Raw genomic sequence first — 18,820 nt, 5'->3', positions numbered from 1 at the left:
CTGAGCGAAGTCGAAGCCCCCGTCGTGTTCACCGCTTCAGGTTGCTGACTTCCTGCAACATGTCGTCGACCGTGGTGATGATCTTGGACGATGCGCTGTAGGCGCGCTGGAAGCGGATCATGTTGCTGAACTCCTGCGCGAGATCGACCGTCGACGCCTCCAGCGTGCTCGCGCGGATCGTGCCCGCGCCGAGTGCGCCGGGCTTGTTGATCGCGTAATTGCCCGACGCGTCCGACATCAGGAACGCGTTGCCCGACATGCGCGTCAGCCCATCGGCATTGGGGAAGGTCGCGACCGGGAGCTGGAAGACCTTGCGCGCGATCCCGTTCTCGAACACCGCGCTGACGACCCCGGTGTCCGACACCTGGACCGAAGCGATGTTGCCGAGCATCCCGCCGTTGACGCTCGACGTGATGAGCGCGGATTCCGACCCGAACTGGGTCAACCCGCTAAGGCTGCCGTTGCTGCCGATCGCGAGCGTGATCGGGTCGGCGGCGGCACCGTTGGTCCAGCCGGGCGTCAGCGGCCCGAACATCTCGGAGGTATAGACCGACGGGTCGTTGATGATGCTGCCATCGGGATTGAAGCGGATTTCGCCGCTCGCCAGCACACCGCCCGCGGCAGAGACTTCGGCGGGATCGGCGTAGATTTCGCCATGCCACGTGTTCGCGGCGGTCTTGACGAAGCCCATCGTCACGCGGTGCGTCCCGCCCTGCGCATCGTACACGTCGATCGCGCGGGTGAATTGCGGTGGGAGCGTGCCGTTGGCGATGTCGCCGCGCGTGATCGGGCCGGCGACGGCGGCCGCGCTCGACTGGAGATTGGCGCGCAGGTCGATGCTGTTGGTCGCCATCGCGGTGCCGGTCAGGTCGCTCAGCCGCACCGGTTCGAGTGCGGAGACGTTGCCGGTATTATTGAACGCGCCGCTGTTGTCGAGCCGCCAGCCCTGCAAGTAGAATCCCGCAGTATTGCGCAGGAACCCGGCGGTGTCGGGCTTGAACGAGCCGGCGCGGGTGAAGGCGACCGCGTCCTGGCCGCCGAGCCCCGTGCGCGTCACGAAGAAGCCGCCGCCTTCGATGCCGAGGTCGGTCGTGTTGCCCGACGCCTGGAGCAGCCCCTGTTTCGAGATCAGCGCCTGCGGTCGCGCGGAGACGCCGCCCGCCGAATAGGTCGTCCGCGATCGACCGTCCGTCACCAGCGTGCTGAACTGCGTGTCGGTGCCCTTGTAGCCGATCGTGTTGATATTGGTGATGTTGTCCGCGACCGCGGCCATCGCGGCGGATTCGGCGCTGAGACCGGAAACACCGGCATAAAGGGCGGAATAAAGGCTCAACCGGGGTCTCCCACGTCGCAGGGTGCCGGATCGGGTCCGGGCGTGTCGCAACCATCATAGACAGGGCACGGGAGCGCGGGCGTGGCTCCACCGAAAGGCGGAGCCACGGTGGGCGACGGCGGCCGAAATGTGCCCGTCGCGCCCGGCGGGCGCAGCGTGCGGCTATAACATCCGGACCCCACCACGGAAGGACACGCGATGCGCAGCTTTGCCTTGCACGACGGCGAGACGTTGATCGTCAACGGCGCCGTGCTGCGCGTGCCGGTCGCGGCCGAAGTGATCGTCGACAATTCCGCAACGGTGCTGCGCGGGGACGCGATCATGCGCGCAGAACAGGCCAACAGCCCTGCGCGGCGCCTGTATCATGCCTGCCTCCAGGCCTATGTCGGCACCGACGTCGTCACACAGCAGCAGCGGATCGTTACCGATCTGCGCACGGTATTGGAACGGCAGGGCGACGACGCTGGTCGCGCGGCCTGCGTCCGCTTCGCCAATGCGGTTGCCTCCGGGAACTACGTCCACGCCTTGCGCGAATGCCTGACGCTGATGGAACAGGAAGGCGTTCCCGCGCGCGCGATCGCGACGATGCTCGCGGCCTGACCGATGCGCTCGCTCGCCGCCTCCGCCCGCGTGCTCGCCGCGCAATCGCCCGACCAGCGGTTCGGTCGCGTCGTGTCGGTGCAGGGCGCGTTGATCGAAATCGACGGGCTGGCGGGCGCGGCGGAAATCGGGTCGCGGATCGCGATCGAGGCGAATGGCGGCCGGGTCGCCGCCGAAGTCACCGGAATCAACGCGGGGCGTGCGCAATGCCTGCCGTTCAGCGACCCGCACGGGTTGCGGTCGGGCACGATCGCGTGGCTGGAGGACGGCAGTTTCGCGGTGCGCCCGTCGTCGCGCTGGCTGGGGCGGATGGTGGACGGTCTCGGCCGACCGATCGATGGCCTGGGCGCGCTGCCCAACGGGGCGGACCCGCAACCGATCAAGGCACCGCCGCCGCCCGCGGCGGGCCGGGCGCGCGTCGGCGGGCGGATCGCAACGGGCGTGCGCGCGCTCGACCTGTTCGTGCCGCTGTGTAGCGGGCAGCGGCTTGGGCTGTTCGCCGGGTCGGGGGTCGGGAAGTCGGTACTCCTGTCGATGCTCGCGCGTTGGACGGCGTGCGACGTCGCGGTGATCGGATTGATCGGCGAACGCGGACGCGAAGTGCAGGAGTTCGTGGAAGACGATCTTGGCCCGGACGGGCTTGCGCGCAGCGTCGTGGTGGTCGCCACCTCGGACGAGCCCGCGCTGATTCGGCGGCAGGCGGCGTGGACCACGCTCGCGATCGCCGAGCATTTTCGTAATCAGGGCCTGAACGTGCTGTGCCTGATGGACTCGGTCACGCGCTTCGCGATGGCGCAACGCGAGATCGGCCTCGCCAATGGCGAGCCGCCCGCGACTCGCGGCTACACGCCGACCGTCTTCGCCGAATTGCCGCGCTTGCTGGAGCGCGCCGGGCCGGGACTGCCGGGGCAGGGGACGATCACCGGCGTGTTCACCGTGCTGGTCGACGGCGACGATCACAATGAACCCGTCGCGGATGCGGTGCGCGGGATTCTCGATGGTCATGTCGTCATCACCCGGCGGATCGCCGAGCGCGGGCGCTATCCCGCGATCGACTTGCTCAAATCGGTCTCGCGCACGCTGCCGCACTGTCTGTCCGAAGACGAGAACCGCATTCGCCTCGCCGCGCGCGCAGTGCTCGCGACGCATGGCGACATGGAGGAGATCGTGCGGTTGGGCGCTTATACGCACGGCGCCAATGCCGAAGTCGACCGCGCAATCCGGATCGCGCCGCAGATCGAGGCGCTGCTGACGCAGACCCGGCAGGACCGCGGCGACTCGCGGGACGCCTTCGCGGCGATGGCCGCGTTGATGGAGGAAAGCCATGCAGACACCCTATGACGCGGCGCTGCGCGCGCTCGACCGCGAGATGGATGCGCTGACGCAGGTGATCTCGGCATCGGCCTCCCGCCTCGAGCAGGCCCGGACGCTGCACCATGCGCTGGTCGAAAAGATTTCGGCGGAGATGCGGCTTGCGGCGGGCGACTGCGGTCTGCTCGCGGACGGGTATCTGTTGCGCGCGCGCAGCGACCGCGATGCGCATGCCGCCGACGCCGAAAGCGCGGAGATCGAGCTCGACTTGCTGCGACACCGCGCCGCGCGGCACTATGCCGCGATGCGCGCGGTCGACTCCGCCGCCGAACAGTTCCGTCAGGATGCGCAACGCGCGGACGACCGGCAGCAGCAGGCGCTGGTCGACGATATCGCCGCCGCCCGCTTCGCGCGGATGCGCCGCCTGCAGCAGACCCGCCAACCATGACGCCCGCAATCGAAGCGGCGCGGCTGACGCCGACGCAACGCGCCAATCTGATCGAGGCGGCGGCGCACGGCGCCCTCACCAACCGCTTGTGGCAAGCCGCGCTCGGCACGGACACGCACGCCGCCATGACCGACGGCGCGCCCGATCCGGCGGCGCCTGGCGCCGGCGAACCCGCGGCGCGCTATGCCGACCGGGTCGACCTCGCCAATCTGCTCGCGCTGTTCGATGCGCGCCGTGGGCGCACGGCTGATGCAATTCCCGGCGATCCGGCCATGATCGAGCCCGCATCCTGCCCGCCGGGGGGCGGCGACGGCGCGATGCGTAATCTCGGGCCGAACGCGATGCATGCCGAAACCCTGCGCGCGGCGGCAATGCGGTCGGGCATTCCCGATACCGCGCTCGCCGCGATCGTCCAGGCGGAGGCGGCGAAGGATTCGGGCGGCCGGTGGAATTGCTATTCGCGCAATCCGCGGTCCAGTGCGGCGGGCCTCGGACAATTTCTCGGCGGGACGTGGCAATCGATCGCGCAGAAGCCGGGGACGTGGCTCAACGCCGTGGCACAGCAGCGCGGCTGGATTGACGAGCGTGGCCGGATTCGTCCGGAATCACGCGCGGCGGTGCTGGCGATGCGCTACGATTCGACCGCGGCGATCCAGACGATCGCGGATTATGCGCGCAGCAACCTCGACACGATCCGCCGCGCGGGCGTGACGGTCGGAAGCGATCCCGCGTCGATCGCGAAGTCGGCCTATCTCGGCCATCATCTCGGCCCCGGCGACGTCGTCCGCTTCCTCAAGGGCGATCTCGGCGAGGCGCGGGCGCGCACCCTGCTCACCGCGCAGATCGGCAGCGGCGGCGCCAGCCGCGCGATCGCCGCGACCGGTGACGCCAGCGCCGCGCATCGCGCCTGGCTGACGGCCTATGTCGGGCGGAACGTCCAGCCGCTGCGTTTTGGCTAGTCGCAAATTCATAAAGCGGGGGTCATCCTATCGGATGGTTAACCAAGCGGTTACCAACGAAAGCCCACGTTTTCCGTCACTTGTGAAAAAATCCCGGACGGTGAACCGGGAAACTACGTATGTCGCACTTATGACCCCGTTTAACGCCCGACGGCATGGTCGGGGCAACGGGAACAGCAACGGTGCCGCTCCCGAATGCCCCTGGGGAGCCCCATGTCCAGAACCACCATCGCGCTCGAACACGCCGTCGCCGAGGTCATTGCCAACCGCCCTGTCGACGGCGCCGCGCCGACGATGCGCCAGCGGATCTTCGCCGACCGTGCGTTTGCGGCGGTGCTCAAGATCATCGCGCCGCGCATCCGGCATTTCATCCGCCAATATGGACTGAGCAATCATTGGGACGATGCCGAACAGTGCTGCGCGATTGGCGTGCACCGCGCGATCGAAGCCTATGACCCGACCCGTGCGCAGTTCACGACCTTCGTCAACTGGCAGCTCCGCGGGGAATTGCAGAGCCTGCGGTTTCGCCTGATGACCGACCAGCGCCAGTCTGCCCGGCGCGTCGAGGCGACCACCGTATCGCTCCATGCCGCGACGATCGGTCCGGATGGCGAGCCGACCTCGCTCGAGGCGATGATCGAGGACGAGGGCGCGCTGGGCCGGACCGAGGCGGGGGTCGAGGGCATGATGGCGGACGAGCTGCGGACCGCGCTGATCGATGCCTATGTCGCACAGCTGCGCGAGGTCGGGGTCGAGCAACTCAAGCGCAAGGCGCGCTCGGTGCGCTCGGTCCATGCCGACACGCCGTCGTTGCCGCGGTTCCGGGCCAAGCCGTCGACCCCCGATCCCGCCGACCTGGCGGAGCTGGAGACGCGAATTGCCAACCAGCGCGCAATGGTCGAACGGCGCCTGAACGACGATCCGGCCTCCGCAGACGACGCCGAGACATGCCCGATCGAGCGCGAACGGATGCGCCAAGTCGCCAAGCGCGCCGCACGGGTGGTCGCCGAGATCGCCACGACCGACCCCCGCTTCGCCGGGTTCGCGGATCGCCGCAAGCCGCAGCCGCGCCGCCGCAAGACCGACCATGGCGCCGCCGAAACGTCGATCCTGCCGGACGCACGCGCGCCGCACAACGCGCTGGCTCGCGTCATCGTGCTCGATCCCGCAGCGGTCGACGCGATCGAGGGTAGCGACCCGATCGAGCGCACGCTGGAGGCGATGCGCGGTGAATTTCCACGGCACGGCATCGCCGTTGCCTCCAGCAACCGGTTGCAGTGATGGAGCGCGTCGTGCGTCGTGAGGTGCGCGATCCCTGGCCCACGTCGGCATATGTCTCCCTGCCGCAGAGCGATGCGATGCTCGACCGGGTCGCGGCCAACTTCTGTCTCGCGATCCAGCCGCTGTTCCAGACGATCAATCCAGAAGCGGATCCGGTGCTGATCGCAACCTTCCGCGACCCTGCGACGGGGTCGATGCGACTGCGGTGCTGGGATCGGAGCGTACGCGAACGAGATATCCGGCTCGATCCGGCACGCCGCCACGATCGGCATATCCTCCGCGCCGCGACGGTCCTGAGCGAGCTTCTGTCGGTGCGCTGGCCCGAACCGATCCGGCCCGCGCGGATTGGCATGCTGAGCGACGGAACGGGAGTCGCGATCGCACCCGAAGATCCGTGTCCCGCGCGGTCCGGCTGGATCGCGCGGCGGCTTGCCGATCCGCGCGGGTTGATCGCATTGAAACGCTTCGCGCCGGACGGTGGTCTCGCGCTCCTCCAGGCACCGCGCCCGGCACTGCGGGCGCCCCACTAAACCGGAGGAATGGAGGATTTACCGTCTTCCCCCGAAGTCCTATGGTCCGGATTGGGTATGCCCGCGCGGCAAACTCGCTGTTGAAGGTTCACCCGATTGACGGAAGCTGAAAAGATGCCGTCCGTAAAACCGACCCTGTCGGTAGACCCATTACGCACGGTGGTGTTCCCCAACCGCGTGCGCGAAGCGCGACAGCGCGCGGGCTTTGCGCGACTGTTGCCCTTCGCGGGTCGCGTCGCCGAGATTCCATATATCCGCCTGTCGAAGATCGAGCGCGGCGAAGTCGTCCCCCGCGCGCACGAACTTGCCAAGATCGCGGATGCGCTGGGGACACGACCGGAGGACTTGCTGCTGGATGTGGAGGCGGCGCATTTCTCGATCGAACGCTGGGCTGCGCCCTTTGCCGATCGGCGCGCGCCCGATCTTCCGGAGGAAGTCTTCGCGCTGTCGCTGGCTGCGGCGATCCGGCTGCGACGGCAGGCGGACCGATCGCTGACGATCGCCGCGATCGAGCGGCAGTACGGGATCGCCCCGGTCACCTTGTCGCGCATTGAGAACGCGCAGCGGCCGTTCGCACGCTGGAACGCGGCGACCCGGGCGGCGATCTTTGCGCTGCTCGACGTCACCGACGAAGCAAGCCTGCGCGCACGGCTGGATCGCCTGTCCGCCGACGGGTCACTGCACGCGACGGTCGCGACGATGCAGAATCCGACCGTGCGAACCCAGCGAATGCGCGAGCGGACGCTGGCGCTCCGCGCCGAAATCGTCGGCCTCGGTGCGGATGGCGCCAATCCTATGGTCGTCGGTGCAGCGGTCGCGCGGCGGCTGTCGGTGTTCGGCGCGCCGTTCGGGGACGGGCTCGTCGCGCGCGCGCCGACCGGAATCACGATCGCGGACACCAGCGCTTCGGGGCCACGGGCGTTCGGCCTGCGGCTCGGCCGTCCGACGTTAGGAGGCGGGTTGCCGGGAAATGCGATCGTGGTGGTTGATCCCGATCGCTATCCGACCGCGGGTGGGCTTGCGGTCGTGCGCGAAGGCGACGTGGCGGCGGTGTCGTATACCCCCGATGCCGATCCCGCCGCGACGCTGGCAACGTATCGGATCGTGGCAGTCACGGTGGACCGTGACGGTCGCATGTTTGGATACAGTACGGCACCCGCGATCGAAATCGCGCTTCAGGACCGTCCCAGCGAACATCTCGGCGCAATCGTGAGTGCCCATTTCTCCTGAACGGACGGGATCGTCGGAGTGCGGCTATGCACCTGTAACGGTTCGTCAACCGCTGTCTGGCATCGCCCCTTCAACGACTATTGCCTTTCATCGGTAGTCGTCGCTTATTGTGGTATTTACCTAATGCTTGGCCGAACGGGAGGACAGTGCCCAACTCTGCGGTTGCGCGTCCTGCAACAAACACCGTTCGGCGTTCCAGCGTCATCGCAAGCCTGTTGGTTTGCGGTGTCAGTACGACGGTTGGTCTGCTCGGTTGGTCGCTCGATCTTCCGCGCTTGCTCGATTATGGCTTCGTCGCCTTGCCGGCGCATCCCGAGGACGTCGCTGGCCTGCTGCTCGTTTGCCTCGCCTTTACCGCGACCCTGCGACCCGCGCCTGGGTGGCTGATCGCGACGTTGTTGCTGGCAGCCACGCTGATCGCGGCGTTGTGCGTGTTCGACCACCCCTTCGTTTCGACCGAGGGGGTGCACAGCGGGATTACGCCGGCGATCCTCGTCCTGCTGGTGATGAGCGTTGCGTTGCTGCGGTTGCGGCGGCTCGACCTGATGCGGGTCGCCGCGCTTACCGCCGCGCTGGCGGCGAGTATCGCCATGCTGGCGACGAGCGTGACGCTCGACACCGCCGGAGTGCAAGCGACCCCAGGGGCGGTACAGCCCACGACCGGCCTCGCCGTCGCGCTGCCGGTTGCGATCACCGCGCTGGTTCTGGCAGCCGCCATCCTGGTGGAGGCGTGCGACGGTGCGCTCGTCGCGTTGGCGCAGCAGGAACGGAGCGGTTGGCGCAATCTCCATTACGTGCTGCCGTTCATTTTCGTTACGCCCGCGCTGATCGTCGTGGTGCAAGGGATGATCCTGCCGCTGCCGCCCGACCTGATCCAGTTGATGGCGGTCGTTCCGCTGGAGACGATCATCCTCGGCTCGGTCATCTGGTGGCTGGTGACCGGGCTCGTCACCGAACGCATCGCAACGCGCGAATTTGCGCGCGCGCTGGACGGCGGTCCGATCGTGATGGTCGATCGTGGCGGGACGATCGTTCACTGGTCGCGCGGATGCGAGGAGCTGTACGGCTGGCCCGCTGCGCTGGCGGTCGGCCAGAACAAGCACGCGCTACTCCACGCCCACACGCCGGAGGGTATGCCGCCCCCCGCCTTCGGGACGCATCCGAAAAGCGGCGGGGTCGAATTGATCGAACGCCACCGCGACGGTCACGAAGTCCGCGTGCTCGAACAAGCGCGCAACGTTGAAGGCAACGCCGCGCGGACGGTCCTGTCGATGAGCGACATCACCGCACGCGCCGCCGCCGAACGCGCGCTGGGCGACAGCGAGACGCGCTTGTTGCTCGCGGCGCAGGCCCATTCGATCGGGGTGTTCGAATGGGACGCGCACAGCAACGCGATCCATTGGGTCGGGAATACCGAGACGCTGCTGGGGATCCCCGCCGGCACGATTCGGGACTATGCGAGTTGGGCGACGGACGTCTTTCCCGAAGACCGCGTGACCATCGAGCGGCGCATGGCGGCGGCGATCTGGGCGAAAGCGGATCGGTTCTCCTTCACCTATCGCATGCGACGCCCGGACGGCGAAGTCCGCGTGATCGAGGGATCGTCGCGGTGTTTCTACGACGAGGCGGGCCGCCCGGAACGCGCGATCGGCGTCAATATCGACGTCACCGACCGCGTCGCCAACGAAACGCAGCTCGCCGCACGCGAGGCGCAATTGCGCTCCGTGCTCGAAACGGTTCCCGACGCGATGATCGTGATCGACGAGAAGGGCGTCATCCTGACCTTCAGCCCTGCCGCCGAGCGGTTGTTCGGCTATGCCGCGCGGCAAGTGGTCGGCGCGAACGTCGCGATGCTGATGCCCGACCATCACGGCGCGCAGCACGACGGCTATCTCGTTCGCTACCTCGAAACCGGCGTAAAGCGAGTCCTAGACCGGACGCGCTTCCTCACCGCCCGGCGCGCGGACGGGCAGGAAGTGCCGATCGAATTGCGCGTCGGGGAAGCCCGCTACGCGGACGTGCGGGTGTTCACCGGGTTCGTTCGCGACATCTCCGAACGGCTCGAAACCGAAGAGCGGCTCAATGCGCTGCGCAGCGAGCTGAGCCATGCCGGGCGGCTGAACGCGATGGGCGAACTCGCGGCCGGCCTCGCGCACGAAATCAATCAGCCGCTGACTGCGATCGCCAATTACCTCGCGGCTGCCCGTCGCGGGATCGCCCAGCGCCGGGACGACGCGTCGATCCTGCTCGAACAGATTACCGCAGCGGGCGAACAATCGCTGCGCGCGGGTGAAATCATCCGCCGGATGCGCGACTTCGCCGCGCGGCACGAAACCGACTCGCGGGTCGAGCCGGTCGAGCCCACGATCCGCGAGGCGAGCGCGCTGGTGCTGGTCGGCTACGACCGGCTCGACGTGACGATTTCCTACGATCTTGCACCGGAAGCGACGTATATGCTCGCCGATCGCATCCAGATTCAACAGATCCTGGTAAATCTGCTGCGCAACAGCCTCGATGCGTTGTACACCATGCCAAAGGACGAGCGACGGATCAGGGTAGCGACGCGCGCACTGGATGCCGAATGGATCGAAATCGCGGTTTCGGACAGCGGCCCGGGGATTGACGAGGCAGTCCTGTCGCAACTCTACATGCCGTTCACGTCGACCAAGGGGGAAGCGGGCATGGGCATCGGCCTGTCGATCTGTCGTCGCATCGTCGAGGCGCACGGCGGCAGCCTGCATGCTGAAAATCTGGCCGTGGGAGGAGCGGCGTTTCGCTTTACCGTCCCGCGTGTCATCATCGAGCCGGGGGGCGAACAGCTATGATGCGAAGCGTATATGTCGTGGATGACGACGATCCGGTGCGGCTTTCGCTCCAGACGTTGCTCCAGCAGATTCCGGGATTGATCGTACGCGGCTATTCGTCGGGCGATGCGTTTCTCGGCGCGATCGATTCAGGCGATCGCGGCGTCTTGCTGCTCGATTTCCACATGCCCGGCGCGACCGGACTCGATGTGCTGCGGGCGCTCCAGTCGAAACCCGACGCGTTTGCGACGATCATGCTCACGGGGCGGGGCGATGTCGCCATCGCGGTCCAGGCGATGAAGGCGGGCGCGCTCGATTTCCTCGAGAAACCGTACGATCCCGACCAGTTGATCGACGTCATCGACGCGGCCTTCTGCCGGTTCGAGGATGATTGCGCCCGCAACGCCCGGGTCGAGGACGCGCGCAACCGAGTCGCGACGTTGTCCCCGCGCGAACGCGAGGTGTTGCTCGGGTTGATCGAGGGCCGCGCGAACAAGGTGATCGCGCACGATCTCGATCTGTCGCCGCGCACGGTCGAGATCTACCGCGCCAACATGATGGAGAAGCTCGACGTCGGCAGCCTGTCCGAGGCGTTGCGCCTGGCGTTCGCGGCGGGACTGGTGACGCCCGCCTGACCCCTGGACGCACGCTCAGGCAGCGAGCGCTTCCGCGGCGAGGCCGTCGAGGATCGCGCGGTTGACGCCGATCAGCGGGTCGATTGGCTCGCGCCCCGCGACGACGTCGCTGGTAAAGCGGTCGACCCACAGCCCGATCGAGATGATCCCCGCGCGCAAGCTGTCGGGGAGCGCGTTGCCCGGCGCACCGCACGCGGCGGCGAAGGTGTTCCACATCTCGCGGTTACGGTGGAGCACCGGCATCAGCCGCGCCCCGGCCAGACCCTGTTCGCGCGCCGCGATCATGTCCCCCACCATCTGCCCGATCAGGCGGCGCTCCGTGGCGCGGGGACTTTCGACAATCGTACGCGCGCGACGATAGGCTTCGACCGACATGAACGCTCCTGCAGCTGGATTTTGTCCTCTATTCTAGGCGGAAGCGGGCTTGCCCGGTCGCATCGGCGGCATCGCTGCGAAAACGCCTCGCCCGCAACCGCCGACCCCGACCGCACTCTATAATCTGCCAGACCGCGCTGTCGCCGGTCGGGAGGGGGAGAGGCACCGCACATGCTCAATGGCGTAGGGTTCGTGATCATTCTGGCCTGCGTCTTCGGGAGCTTCCTGATGAGCGGCGGCAAGATGGAGATCATCCTGCATGCGCTGCCGCATGAGATGATGGCGATCGCGGGTGCCGCGATCGGCGCGTTCGTCGTGTCCAACCCGTTCGGCGTGGTGAAGCAGGCGGGCGGGGGACTGCTCCGGTCGTTCAAGGGCAGCCGGTGGAAGGATCAGGATTACCGCGACTTGCTGACGTTGCTGTTCGGGCTGCTCGTCACCTTCAAGAAGGGGGGGGCGACCGCAATCGAACCGCATCTCGACACGCCGGCGGAAAGCCGCCTGTTCAACCGCTTCCCACGGCTGCTCAAGGACCATCACCTGATCGAGTTCATCTGCGATTATCTGCGGATGATGACGGTGAATTTCGAGGATCCGCATCAGCTTGCCGAAGCGATGGAGAATGACATCGAGGCGCACCACCATCACGAGCTCGGTCCGCAGCACGCGCTCCAGGCGATGGCGGATGGTTTGCCCGCGATCGGCATCGTCGCCGCGGTGCTCGGCGTGATCAAGACGATGGGGTCGATCGACAAGCCGGTCGAAGTGCTCGGCGCGATGATCGGCGGGGCGCTGGTGGGCACCTTTCTCGGCGTGCTGCTCGCTTACTGCCTGGTCGGGCCGCTCGCGTCGAAGCTGCTCCAGGTAATCGAGGCGGACGGCAAGCCGTTCGTCATCGCCAAGACCGCCATCGTCGCGCACGCCCAGGGCATGCCGACTCAGGTCGCGATCGAGATCGCGCGCCGCGCCACCCCGTCGGACCATGCGCCGACGTTCCAGCAACTCGAGACCGCACTCGACGAGGCAAAAAATGACCTTAATGCTCAACCAGCCTGAGTCCGGCAGCGCGGTGGATACCGTCCACCTGCCCGCGCACGGCACCACCGTCACCGCCGAGGACCTCAAGGTCCGGCTCGTCCTCGCCGCCAATCTGGGCGACCGGATCATCGTGGATGCCAGCGGCGTGGAAAGCGTCGGGCAGGCGGTGCTCCAGCTGCTGATCGCCGCGCGGATCGACGCGGAGGCTTCCGGCCACGCCTTCGCCATCATCCATCCCAGCCCCGCCTTCACCGCGCGCATAGCGGCGCTCGGTCTCAATCACACCCTGGCGACCACCGCCGAGGAGGACGTTCAATCGTGAGCAAATTGATCCTGACCGTCGACGATTCCGCCAGCATGCGGATGCTGTTGAAAACCTCGCTGACCGCGCAGGGCTTCAGCATCGAATCCGCCAATGACGGGGTCCACGGGCTCGCCCGGATGCACGAGGTGCAGCCGGACCTGCTCATCACCGACATCAACATGCCCGAGATGGACGGCTTCGAGCTGATCGAGGCGGTGCGCGCGCTGCCGCAGTTCCGCGGGACGCCGATCCTGGTGCTGTCGACCGAATTCTCGGACGAGAAGAAGGCGCGCGCGCGCTCGGCGGGCGCGACCGGGTGGATCACCAAGCCGTTCGAGGCGGCCAAGCTGGGAGCGGCGATCCGCCGGGTGTGCCCATGAGCGACGAACTCGATGAAATCCAGGCGATCTTCTTCGAGGAATGCGCCGAAGGATTGCTGGCCGCCGAACAGGGACTGGCGGCGATGCAGGGGGGCGACACCAGCCCCAAGACGATCGCCAGCGTGTTCCGCGCGGTCCATTCGATCAAGGGCGGGGCAGGGGCGTTCGGCCATGCCGCGCTGACCGCGTTCGCGCATCGGTTCGAGAACGTCCTCGATGAGATCCGCGCCGGGCGGATCGCCCCGACGCAAAGCGTGATCACCGTGATGCTCGGCGCGTTCGACAAGGTGTCGGATCACGTTGCGGCTGCGCAGGGCACGATGGGCTTGCCCGACGACGCCGCCTCACTCGCCGCGCTGGAAGCGGTGCTCGCGGGACAGGATGCCGCCCCCGCTATGGTCGAGGCGCCCGCGCCGGTCCAAGTGCCGATCGTGGTCGAAGCCCCCGTGTCCGAGGAGATCGATCCGTTCGGGTTCGAGCCGGTGACGGTCGCGATCGAGGATCTTGGCGGGTCGGATGCCGCACCCGCGATGCCGGTCGATCCCGAATGGACGATCCTCTTCGCGCCGTCGCGCGACGCGATGGCCAATGGCGCCGAGCCGATCCTGGTGATCCGCGAACTCGAGGGGATGGGCGCGCAGGTCGTCGGCGTCGATACGAGCGCGCTGCCGCCGCTCCGCGACCTCGACCCCGAGAACGCCTATCTGCGCTGGACGATCAGCCTGCCCGGCGATGTCGGCGAGGACCAGATCGGCGACTGTTTCGACTTCGTCGCGCCCGATTCGATCGTCGAAGTCACGCGGACGAACGGCGAACCGCTGCCGCCCGCGCCGGTGGAACCGGATGCGCCGCTGCGCGAACCCGGCGCAATCCACGATCTGCTCCACCGCGTCGAGGCGGCATCGCCCGCGATCTTCGCCGCCGCGACCACCACGGCGGCAACCACTGCAGCCGACGCGCCGGCAAAACAGGATCCGCGCACGGCGGACACCGCCTCGCAGACGATCCGCGTCGATCTGCACAAGCTCGACATGCTGCTCAATCTCGTCGGCGAACTCGTCATCCGCGGGTCGATCCTGTCGGACCGGCTGTCGCCGGCGGACCAGCAGCGCGTCGAACTCCCCGAACAGGCCCGGCTGACACGCGAAATCCAGGACACGGTGATGTCGCTCCGCGCACAGCCGATCCGCCAGGCGTTCAATCGCGTGCCACGGATGCTGCGCGACCTGACCGCCGAGACCGGCAAGCAGGTCGTGCTCGAGACGCAGGGCGAGACGACCGAAGTCGACAAGGGCGTGATCGAGAAGATCGGCGATCCGCTGACTCACCTGATCCGCAACGCGGTCGATCACGGGATCGAATCCCCCGACGAGCGGCTGCGCGCCGGCAAACCCGCGCAAGGCACGATCCGGCTGTCGGCCGCGCAGAAGGGCGCACGCATTATCGTGACCGTCGCCGATGACGGCCGCGGGATCGATCGCGCCCGCGTTCGCGCCAAGGCGATCGAGAAGGGCTTGATCGGCGCCGATGCGGTGCTGTCGGATGAAGAGATCGACCAGCTGATCTGCGCGCCCGGCTTCTCGACCGCGACGACCGTGTCGAACATTTCGGGGCGCGGCGTCGGGATGGACGTGGTGCGCTCGAACGTCGAGGCGCTCGGCGGGCGCGTCGACATCAGCTCCACGCCGGGGCGTGGCACGGTCTTCACGCTCGTCCTGCCGCTGACGCTCGCGATCCTGGACGGGATGGTCGTGCGGCTGGCGGGGCAGCGCTTCGTCCTTCCGCTCGCGCATGTCGTCGAGGCGATCCGCCCCGAACCGGGCCAGGTCCGATCGACCACGCCGGGGAGCGAAGTGATCGAAGTGCGCGGCACCTATCTGCCCGTGCGTCGCCTGATCCAGACCTTCGGCCTGCCCGACCCGAACCCGCTGCCGCCCGAGGAATCGCTCGTCATCATCGTCGAGAGCGAGACTGCCGGGAAGGTCGGCCTGATCGTCGACACGATCGACGACCGCCGCGAGGTGGTGATCAAGAGTCTCGAACAGAACCTCCACCCGATCCGCGGACTGGGCGGAGCCACGATCCTGGGCGACGGCTCGATCGCGTTGATCCTCGACGTCGACGCGCTCGTCGCTCCCCTTTCCCGCACCCTGACACGAGGACTTGCCGCATGAGCATGACGGAAAATGCCGGCGAACTGAAAATGGTGACGTTCGCACTTGGCCAACAAACCTTCGGAATCGACATGCGCTCGCTGATCGAGATCCGCGAATGGGCGCCGCCCACCCCGCTGCCGAGCGTGGCGAGCTACATCCTTGGCGTGACCAACCTGCGCGGCACGGTCGTGCCGATCGTCGGGCTGGCCGAACGCCTCGGCTGGACGCCGAGCGAAATCCACAGTCGCTCGTGTGTGCTGGTCGTCAGCATCGCGGGCAAGCAGGCCGGGTTCCTGGTCGACGAGGTCAACGACATCGTCGCGATCAAGGAAGACGCGATTCAGCCCGCGCCCGACGTCGAGATCCAGGATACCAACGTGATCGCCGGTCTGGTGCAGATCACCACGCGCGGCAGCGAGGGCGACGGCGATGCCGCCGCGTCGAGCATGGTGCTGATGCTCGATTTGGACGCGCTGACCGTGACCAGCACCGCCGCCACGGCCGCATCGGCGATCGGCGCGCATGGCCTGCACGACGCCGCCGCCGCCACCCCTGCGTCGGTCCCGGGCGGCCTGGATCTCGCGGCGTGAGCTTTTCGGGCCTTGCCGCCGCGCCGATCGAGGTGGGCACGACCGACGGGCTCCCGGTCCTCGGCGATGCCGAGTTCACCGCGCTGGCGCGGATCATGCAGAGCGATGCGCGGATCCATTTGCCGATCGCCAAGAAATCGCTGGTGCACTCGCGGCTCGCGCGACGCGTGCGCGAGAACAAGCTCGACAGTTTCCAGGCCTATGTCGCGCTGATCGAGCGCGATCCGGAGGAGCGGCGGCGGATGGTGACCGCGCTCACCACCAACCACACGCACTTCTTCCGCGAGAACCATCACTTCGAGCATTTTCGCGAAACCGTGCTCCCGCGCTTGCGCGCACGGGCAGCGAATCGTCCGGTGCGGATCTGGTCGGCGGGCTGCTCGAGCGGCGAGGAAGTCCATTCGATCGCGATGACGCTGCTCGGCGACTCCCCGAGTGAAGCGCGCTGGATGCAGGGCCGGGACGTACGGTTGCTCGCGACTGACATCTCGCCGCCCGTGGTCGCCGCGGCCAGTCGCGGCTGGTATTCCGACACGACGGTCGAACCGATCCCGGCGGCGTATCGCAAGGCCTGGCTCGTTCCGGACGACGGGGGCTTCCGCGTCAGCGACACGGCGCGTCGGCTCATCACCGCGCGCGTGCTCAACCTGTTCGAACCCTGGCCAATGCGCCAGCAATATGACGCGATCTTCTGTCGCAACGTCATGATCTATTTCGACGATACCGCGAAGGCCGAGCTGGAGGCGCGGCTCGTCGACCTGCTCGCGCCCGACGGCTTCCTGTACATCGGCCATTCCGAACGGCTGATCGGCAGCGCGGCCGAGCGGATGCGGCCGTGCGGCCAAACGATCTACCAACCCAAGGGAGCGGCATGATGGTGCGCACACGCGTCCTGATCGTCGACGATAGCGCAGCGATGCGCGCGGCGCTGACGCGGATCCTGTCGTCCGACCCGCTGATCGAAGTCGTCGGCACGGCGCCCGAGCCACATGCCGCACGGACGTTGATCCGCGATCTCAACCCCGATGTCATCACGCTCGACGTCGAGATGCCCGGCATGGACGGGCTGTCGTTCCTCGAACGGATCATGCGGTTGCGCCCGATGCCGGTCGTGATGGTCTCGTCGCTGACCGCGACGGGCGCCGCGACGACGATCGAGGCACTGCGGCTGGGTGCGGTCGATTGCGTCGCCAAGCCGACCGGCGGCCCGGCGGGGTGGCAAGCGGATGCCGCCTTGCTGTGCCAGACGGTGCGCGACGCCGCCGCGTCGCGCGCGCGGCGCACCCACGTCCAGCGGCGCGCCGCGACGGGCACGGCGCGCACTGGGTTCCGCCCGAGCCTCATCGCGATCGGTGCATCGACTGGCGGGGTGGAAGCGCTGTTCCACATCTTGCCGCAATTTCCGGCGGATTGCCCGCCCGTGCTGGTCGTCCAGCACATGCCCGCGGCCTTCACCGCCAATTTCGCGGACCGGCTCAACCGGGATTGCGCGGTGACCGTGCGCGAAGCGCAGGACGGCGCGCCGGTCTTGCCGGGAACCGTCTATATTGCACCGGGGGGGACGCATCACATGGTTCTCGACGGCGGTCTTTCGGGCAAGGTCCGGCTGATCCCCGAGGACCGGGTCAACGGACACCGTCCGTCGGTCGACCTGCTGTTCCGTTCGGTCGCACCGCTCGGTGCCAAGGCGGTTGGCGCGATCCTGACGGGAATGGGGGACGATGGCGCACGCGGCTTGCTCGCAATGCGCCAGGCCGGGGCGCGGACCTTCGGCCAGACGCGCGGGTGCTGCGTGGTCTGGGGAATGCCACGAGTTGCGCTGGAAACCGGCGCGGTCGATCAGGAAGTCAGTCTGTCGCAAATGGCCGGCGCAATTCTCGCCGCCTGCCGCGACGGGCAGCATAGGGAGCGATAAATGCCTGCCGCGTCAGCAATCAAGGTCATGGTGGTCGACGATCAGGCGAGCATGCGCGCGATGATCCGGCGTGCGCTCCAGGATTTCGGCTTCAAGGACATCCGCGACAAGGGGTCCGCCAGCGAAGCCTTCGCCGCGATCCGCACGGACCGCGTCCACCTCGTCATTTCCGATTACAACATGCCCGACATGGACGGGATCGACCTGTTGCGCGCGATCCGCACCGACGAGGTGCTCGCCAAGACGGTGTTCATCATGCTCACCGGATCTTCCGATCGCGAGATCGTGCAGAAGGCGGCGGCGCTCGGGGTCAACAACTATCTGGTCAAGCCATTCGCGCCCGCCGCGCTGAAGGAGAAGATCGAGCGCGTCTTCGGTGCGCTGACATGAGCGCACTGGCCGCGCGCCGTATTGCGATCATCCAGGGCGAGCATGCTGTCGTACGGGAACCCGATGCGATCATCTCGACATTGCTGGGGTCGTGCATCGCGGTCTGTCTGCACGATGCCGAGGCGCGGATCGGCGGGATGAACCACTTCCTGCTGGGGGAGCCTCAGGCCGACCAGCAACTGCGCGACGTCGACCTGCAGCGCTACGGGGTCCATGCGATGGAATTGCTGATCAACGCGATGATGAAGGCGGGGGCGGAGCGCAGCCGGTTGCGCGCCAATCTGTACGGCGGGGCCAACATCATCGCGGGGCTCGGCGGAATCGGGTCCGCCAATGCCGCCTTCGCCAAGCGCTTCCTCACGACCGAAGGCATTACCGTCGGCCAGAGCGACACCGGCGGGACGCTGGCGCGCAAGGTCGAATTCCGTCCCTATGACGGGAAGGTGCGGTGCAAGACCGTCGCCGACCGCCCGCTGCCGCCGCCGATCACGCCCCGCATACCGGCTGGGTGTGGCGAAATCGAACTCTTTTGATGGTAAGG

Annotated in this window: 20 protein-coding genes; 18 read left to right on the top strand and 2 right to left on the bottom strand. The window is 67.5% G+C overall.

Going from position 1 to position 18,820, the window contains the following annotated elements; all coding sequences use genetic code 11:
- Positions 1 to 28: 28 nt before the first annotated feature.
- Entirely contained in the window at positions 29 to 1,333 is a 1,305-nt protein-coding gene (locus tag QBJ92_RS07310) for a flagellar hook protein FlgE (RefSeq protein WP_277969024.1), read from the bottom strand.
- Positions 1,334 to 1,531: 198 nt separating this feature from the next.
- Between QBJ92_RS07310 and QBJ92_RS07305 the strand changes: the two genes are divergently transcribed.
- From QBJ92_RS07305 to QBJ92_RS07265, 9 genes are all read left to right on the top strand, one after another.
- Positions 1,532 to 1,933, top strand: coding sequence for a flagellar biosynthesis repressor FlbT (locus QBJ92_RS07305; protein WP_277969023.1), 402 nt, complete (start codon positions 1,532 to 1,534; stop codon positions 1,931 to 1,933).
- Between the two features lie 3 nt (positions 1,934 to 1,936).
- Entirely contained in the window at positions 1,937 to 3,274 is a 1,338-nt protein-coding gene (gene fliI / locus QBJ92_RS07300) for a flagellar protein export ATPase FliI (RefSeq protein ID WP_277969022.1), read from the top strand.
- The gene (locus tag QBJ92_RS07295) at positions 3,258 to 3,692 is read left to right on the top strand and encodes a hypothetical protein (protein WP_277969021.1); all 435 of its coding nucleotides are present in this window, start codon (positions 3,258 to 3,260) and stop codon (positions 3,690 to 3,692) included. The genes fliI and QBJ92_RS07295 overlap by 17 nt, the downstream gene beginning before the upstream one ends.
- On the top strand, positions 3,689 to 4,651 hold the full coding sequence (locus tag QBJ92_RS07290; RefSeq protein WP_277969020.1) for a peptidoglycan-binding protein: 963 nt from the start codon (positions 3,689 to 3,691) through the stop codon (positions 4,649 to 4,651). The genes QBJ92_RS07295 and QBJ92_RS07290 overlap by 4 nt, the downstream gene beginning before the upstream one ends.
- Before the next feature lie 213 nt (positions 4,652 to 4,864).
- Complete coding sequence (locus QBJ92_RS07285; protein ID WP_277969019.1) at positions 4,865 to 5,932, top strand: sigma-70 family RNA polymerase sigma factor; 1,068 nt, start codon at positions 4,865 to 4,867, stop codon at positions 5,930 to 5,932.
- An 11-nt stretch (positions 5,933 to 5,943) separates the two neighbouring features.
- Positions 5,944 to 6,462: a hypothetical protein gene (locus tag QBJ92_RS07280; protein WP_277969018.1), complete on the top strand. Its 519-nt coding sequence runs from the start codon at positions 5,944 to 5,946 to the stop codon at positions 6,460 to 6,462.
- A 114-nt stretch (positions 6,463 to 6,576) separates the two neighbouring features.
- On the top strand, positions 6,577 to 7,692 hold the full coding sequence (locus QBJ92_RS07275) for a helix-turn-helix domain-containing protein (RefSeq protein ID WP_277969017.1): 1,116 nt from the start codon (positions 6,577 to 6,579) through the stop codon (positions 7,690 to 7,692).
- A 146-nt stretch (positions 7,693 to 7,838) separates the two neighbouring features.
- Positions 7,839 to 10,517, top strand: coding sequence for a PAS domain-containing sensor histidine kinase (locus QBJ92_RS07270; protein ID WP_277969016.1), 2,679 nt, complete (start codon positions 7,839 to 7,841; stop codon positions 10,515 to 10,517).
- The gene (locus QBJ92_RS07265; RefSeq protein WP_277969015.1) at positions 10,514 to 11,131 is read left to right on the top strand and encodes a response regulator transcription factor; all 618 of its coding nucleotides are present in this window, start codon (positions 10,514 to 10,516) and stop codon (positions 11,129 to 11,131) included. Before QBJ92_RS07270 ends, QBJ92_RS07265 begins: the two co-directional genes overlap by 4 nt.
- A gap of 15 nt (positions 11,132 to 11,146) precedes the next feature.
- Here QBJ92_RS07265 and QBJ92_RS07260 read toward each other — a convergent pair whose 3' ends face one another.
- Entirely contained in the window at positions 11,147 to 11,506 is a 360-nt protein-coding gene (locus tag QBJ92_RS07260) for a flagellar biosynthesis regulator FlaF (RefSeq protein ID WP_277969014.1), read from the bottom strand.
- Positions 11,507 to 11,677: 171 nt separating this feature from the next.
- Between QBJ92_RS07260 and motA the strand changes: the two genes are divergently transcribed.
- Genes motA through QBJ92_RS07215 form a run of 9 tightly spaced genes read left to right on the top strand, consistent with a single transcriptional unit; the run spans position 11,678 to position 18,812 of the window.
- Positions 11,678 to 12,562 carry a flagellar motor stator protein MotA gene (motA, locus tag QBJ92_RS07255; protein WP_277969013.1) on the top strand — a complete coding sequence of 295 codons (885 nt, stop codon included), beginning with the start codon at positions 11,678 to 11,680 and terminating at the stop codon, positions 12,560 to 12,562.
- On the top strand, positions 12,537 to 12,866 hold the full coding sequence (locus tag QBJ92_RS07250; RefSeq protein WP_277969012.1) for an STAS domain-containing protein: 330 nt from the start codon (positions 12,537 to 12,539) through the stop codon (positions 12,864 to 12,866). The genes motA and QBJ92_RS07250 overlap by 26 nt, the downstream gene beginning before the upstream one ends.
- Positions 12,863 to 13,228, top strand: a complete 366-nt coding sequence (locus QBJ92_RS07245) for a response regulator (RefSeq protein WP_277969011.1) — start codon at positions 12,863 to 12,865, stop codon at positions 13,226 to 13,228. Before QBJ92_RS07250 ends, QBJ92_RS07245 begins: the two co-directional genes overlap by 4 nt.
- A complete protein-coding gene (locus QBJ92_RS07240) occupies positions 13,225 to 15,402 on the top strand; it encodes a chemotaxis protein CheA (RefSeq protein ID WP_277969010.1) in 2,178 nt (725 codons plus the stop codon). Before QBJ92_RS07245 ends, QBJ92_RS07240 begins: the two co-directional genes overlap by 4 nt.
- On the top strand, positions 15,399 to 15,974 hold the full coding sequence (locus QBJ92_RS07235) for a chemotaxis protein CheW (protein ID WP_277969009.1): 576 nt from the start codon (positions 15,399 to 15,401) through the stop codon (positions 15,972 to 15,974). The genes QBJ92_RS07240 and QBJ92_RS07235 overlap by 4 nt, the downstream gene beginning before the upstream one ends.
- Positions 15,971 to 16,849 (top strand): CheR family methyltransferase, encoded by an 879-nt coding sequence (locus QBJ92_RS07230; protein WP_431358376.1) that lies wholly within the window; start codon positions 15,971 to 15,973, stop codon positions 16,847 to 16,849. Before QBJ92_RS07235 ends, QBJ92_RS07230 begins: the two co-directional genes overlap by 4 nt.
- A complete protein-coding gene (locus QBJ92_RS07225) occupies positions 16,849 to 17,889 on the top strand; it encodes a protein-glutamate methylesterase/protein-glutamine glutaminase (protein ID WP_277969040.1) in 1,041 nt (346 codons plus the stop codon). Before QBJ92_RS07230 ends, QBJ92_RS07225 begins: the two co-directional genes overlap by 1 nt.
- Entirely contained in the window at positions 17,890 to 18,279 is a 390-nt protein-coding gene (locus QBJ92_RS07220) for a response regulator (RefSeq protein WP_277969008.1), read from the top strand.
- A complete protein-coding gene (locus QBJ92_RS07215; RefSeq protein WP_277969007.1) occupies positions 18,276 to 18,812 on the top strand; it encodes a chemotaxis protein CheD in 537 nt (178 codons plus the stop codon). Before QBJ92_RS07220 ends, QBJ92_RS07215 begins: the two co-directional genes overlap by 4 nt.
- Positions 18,813 to 18,820: the final 8 nt, after the last annotated feature.

The sequence above is a fragment of the Sphingomonas echinoides genome, assembly GCF_029623395.1.
In the GTDB taxonomy this organism is placed as follows: domain Bacteria; phylum Pseudomonadota; class Alphaproteobacteria; order Sphingomonadales; family Sphingomonadaceae; genus Sphingomonas; species Sphingomonas echinoides_A.
This window is presented reverse-complemented; position numbering and strand designations above follow the sequence as displayed.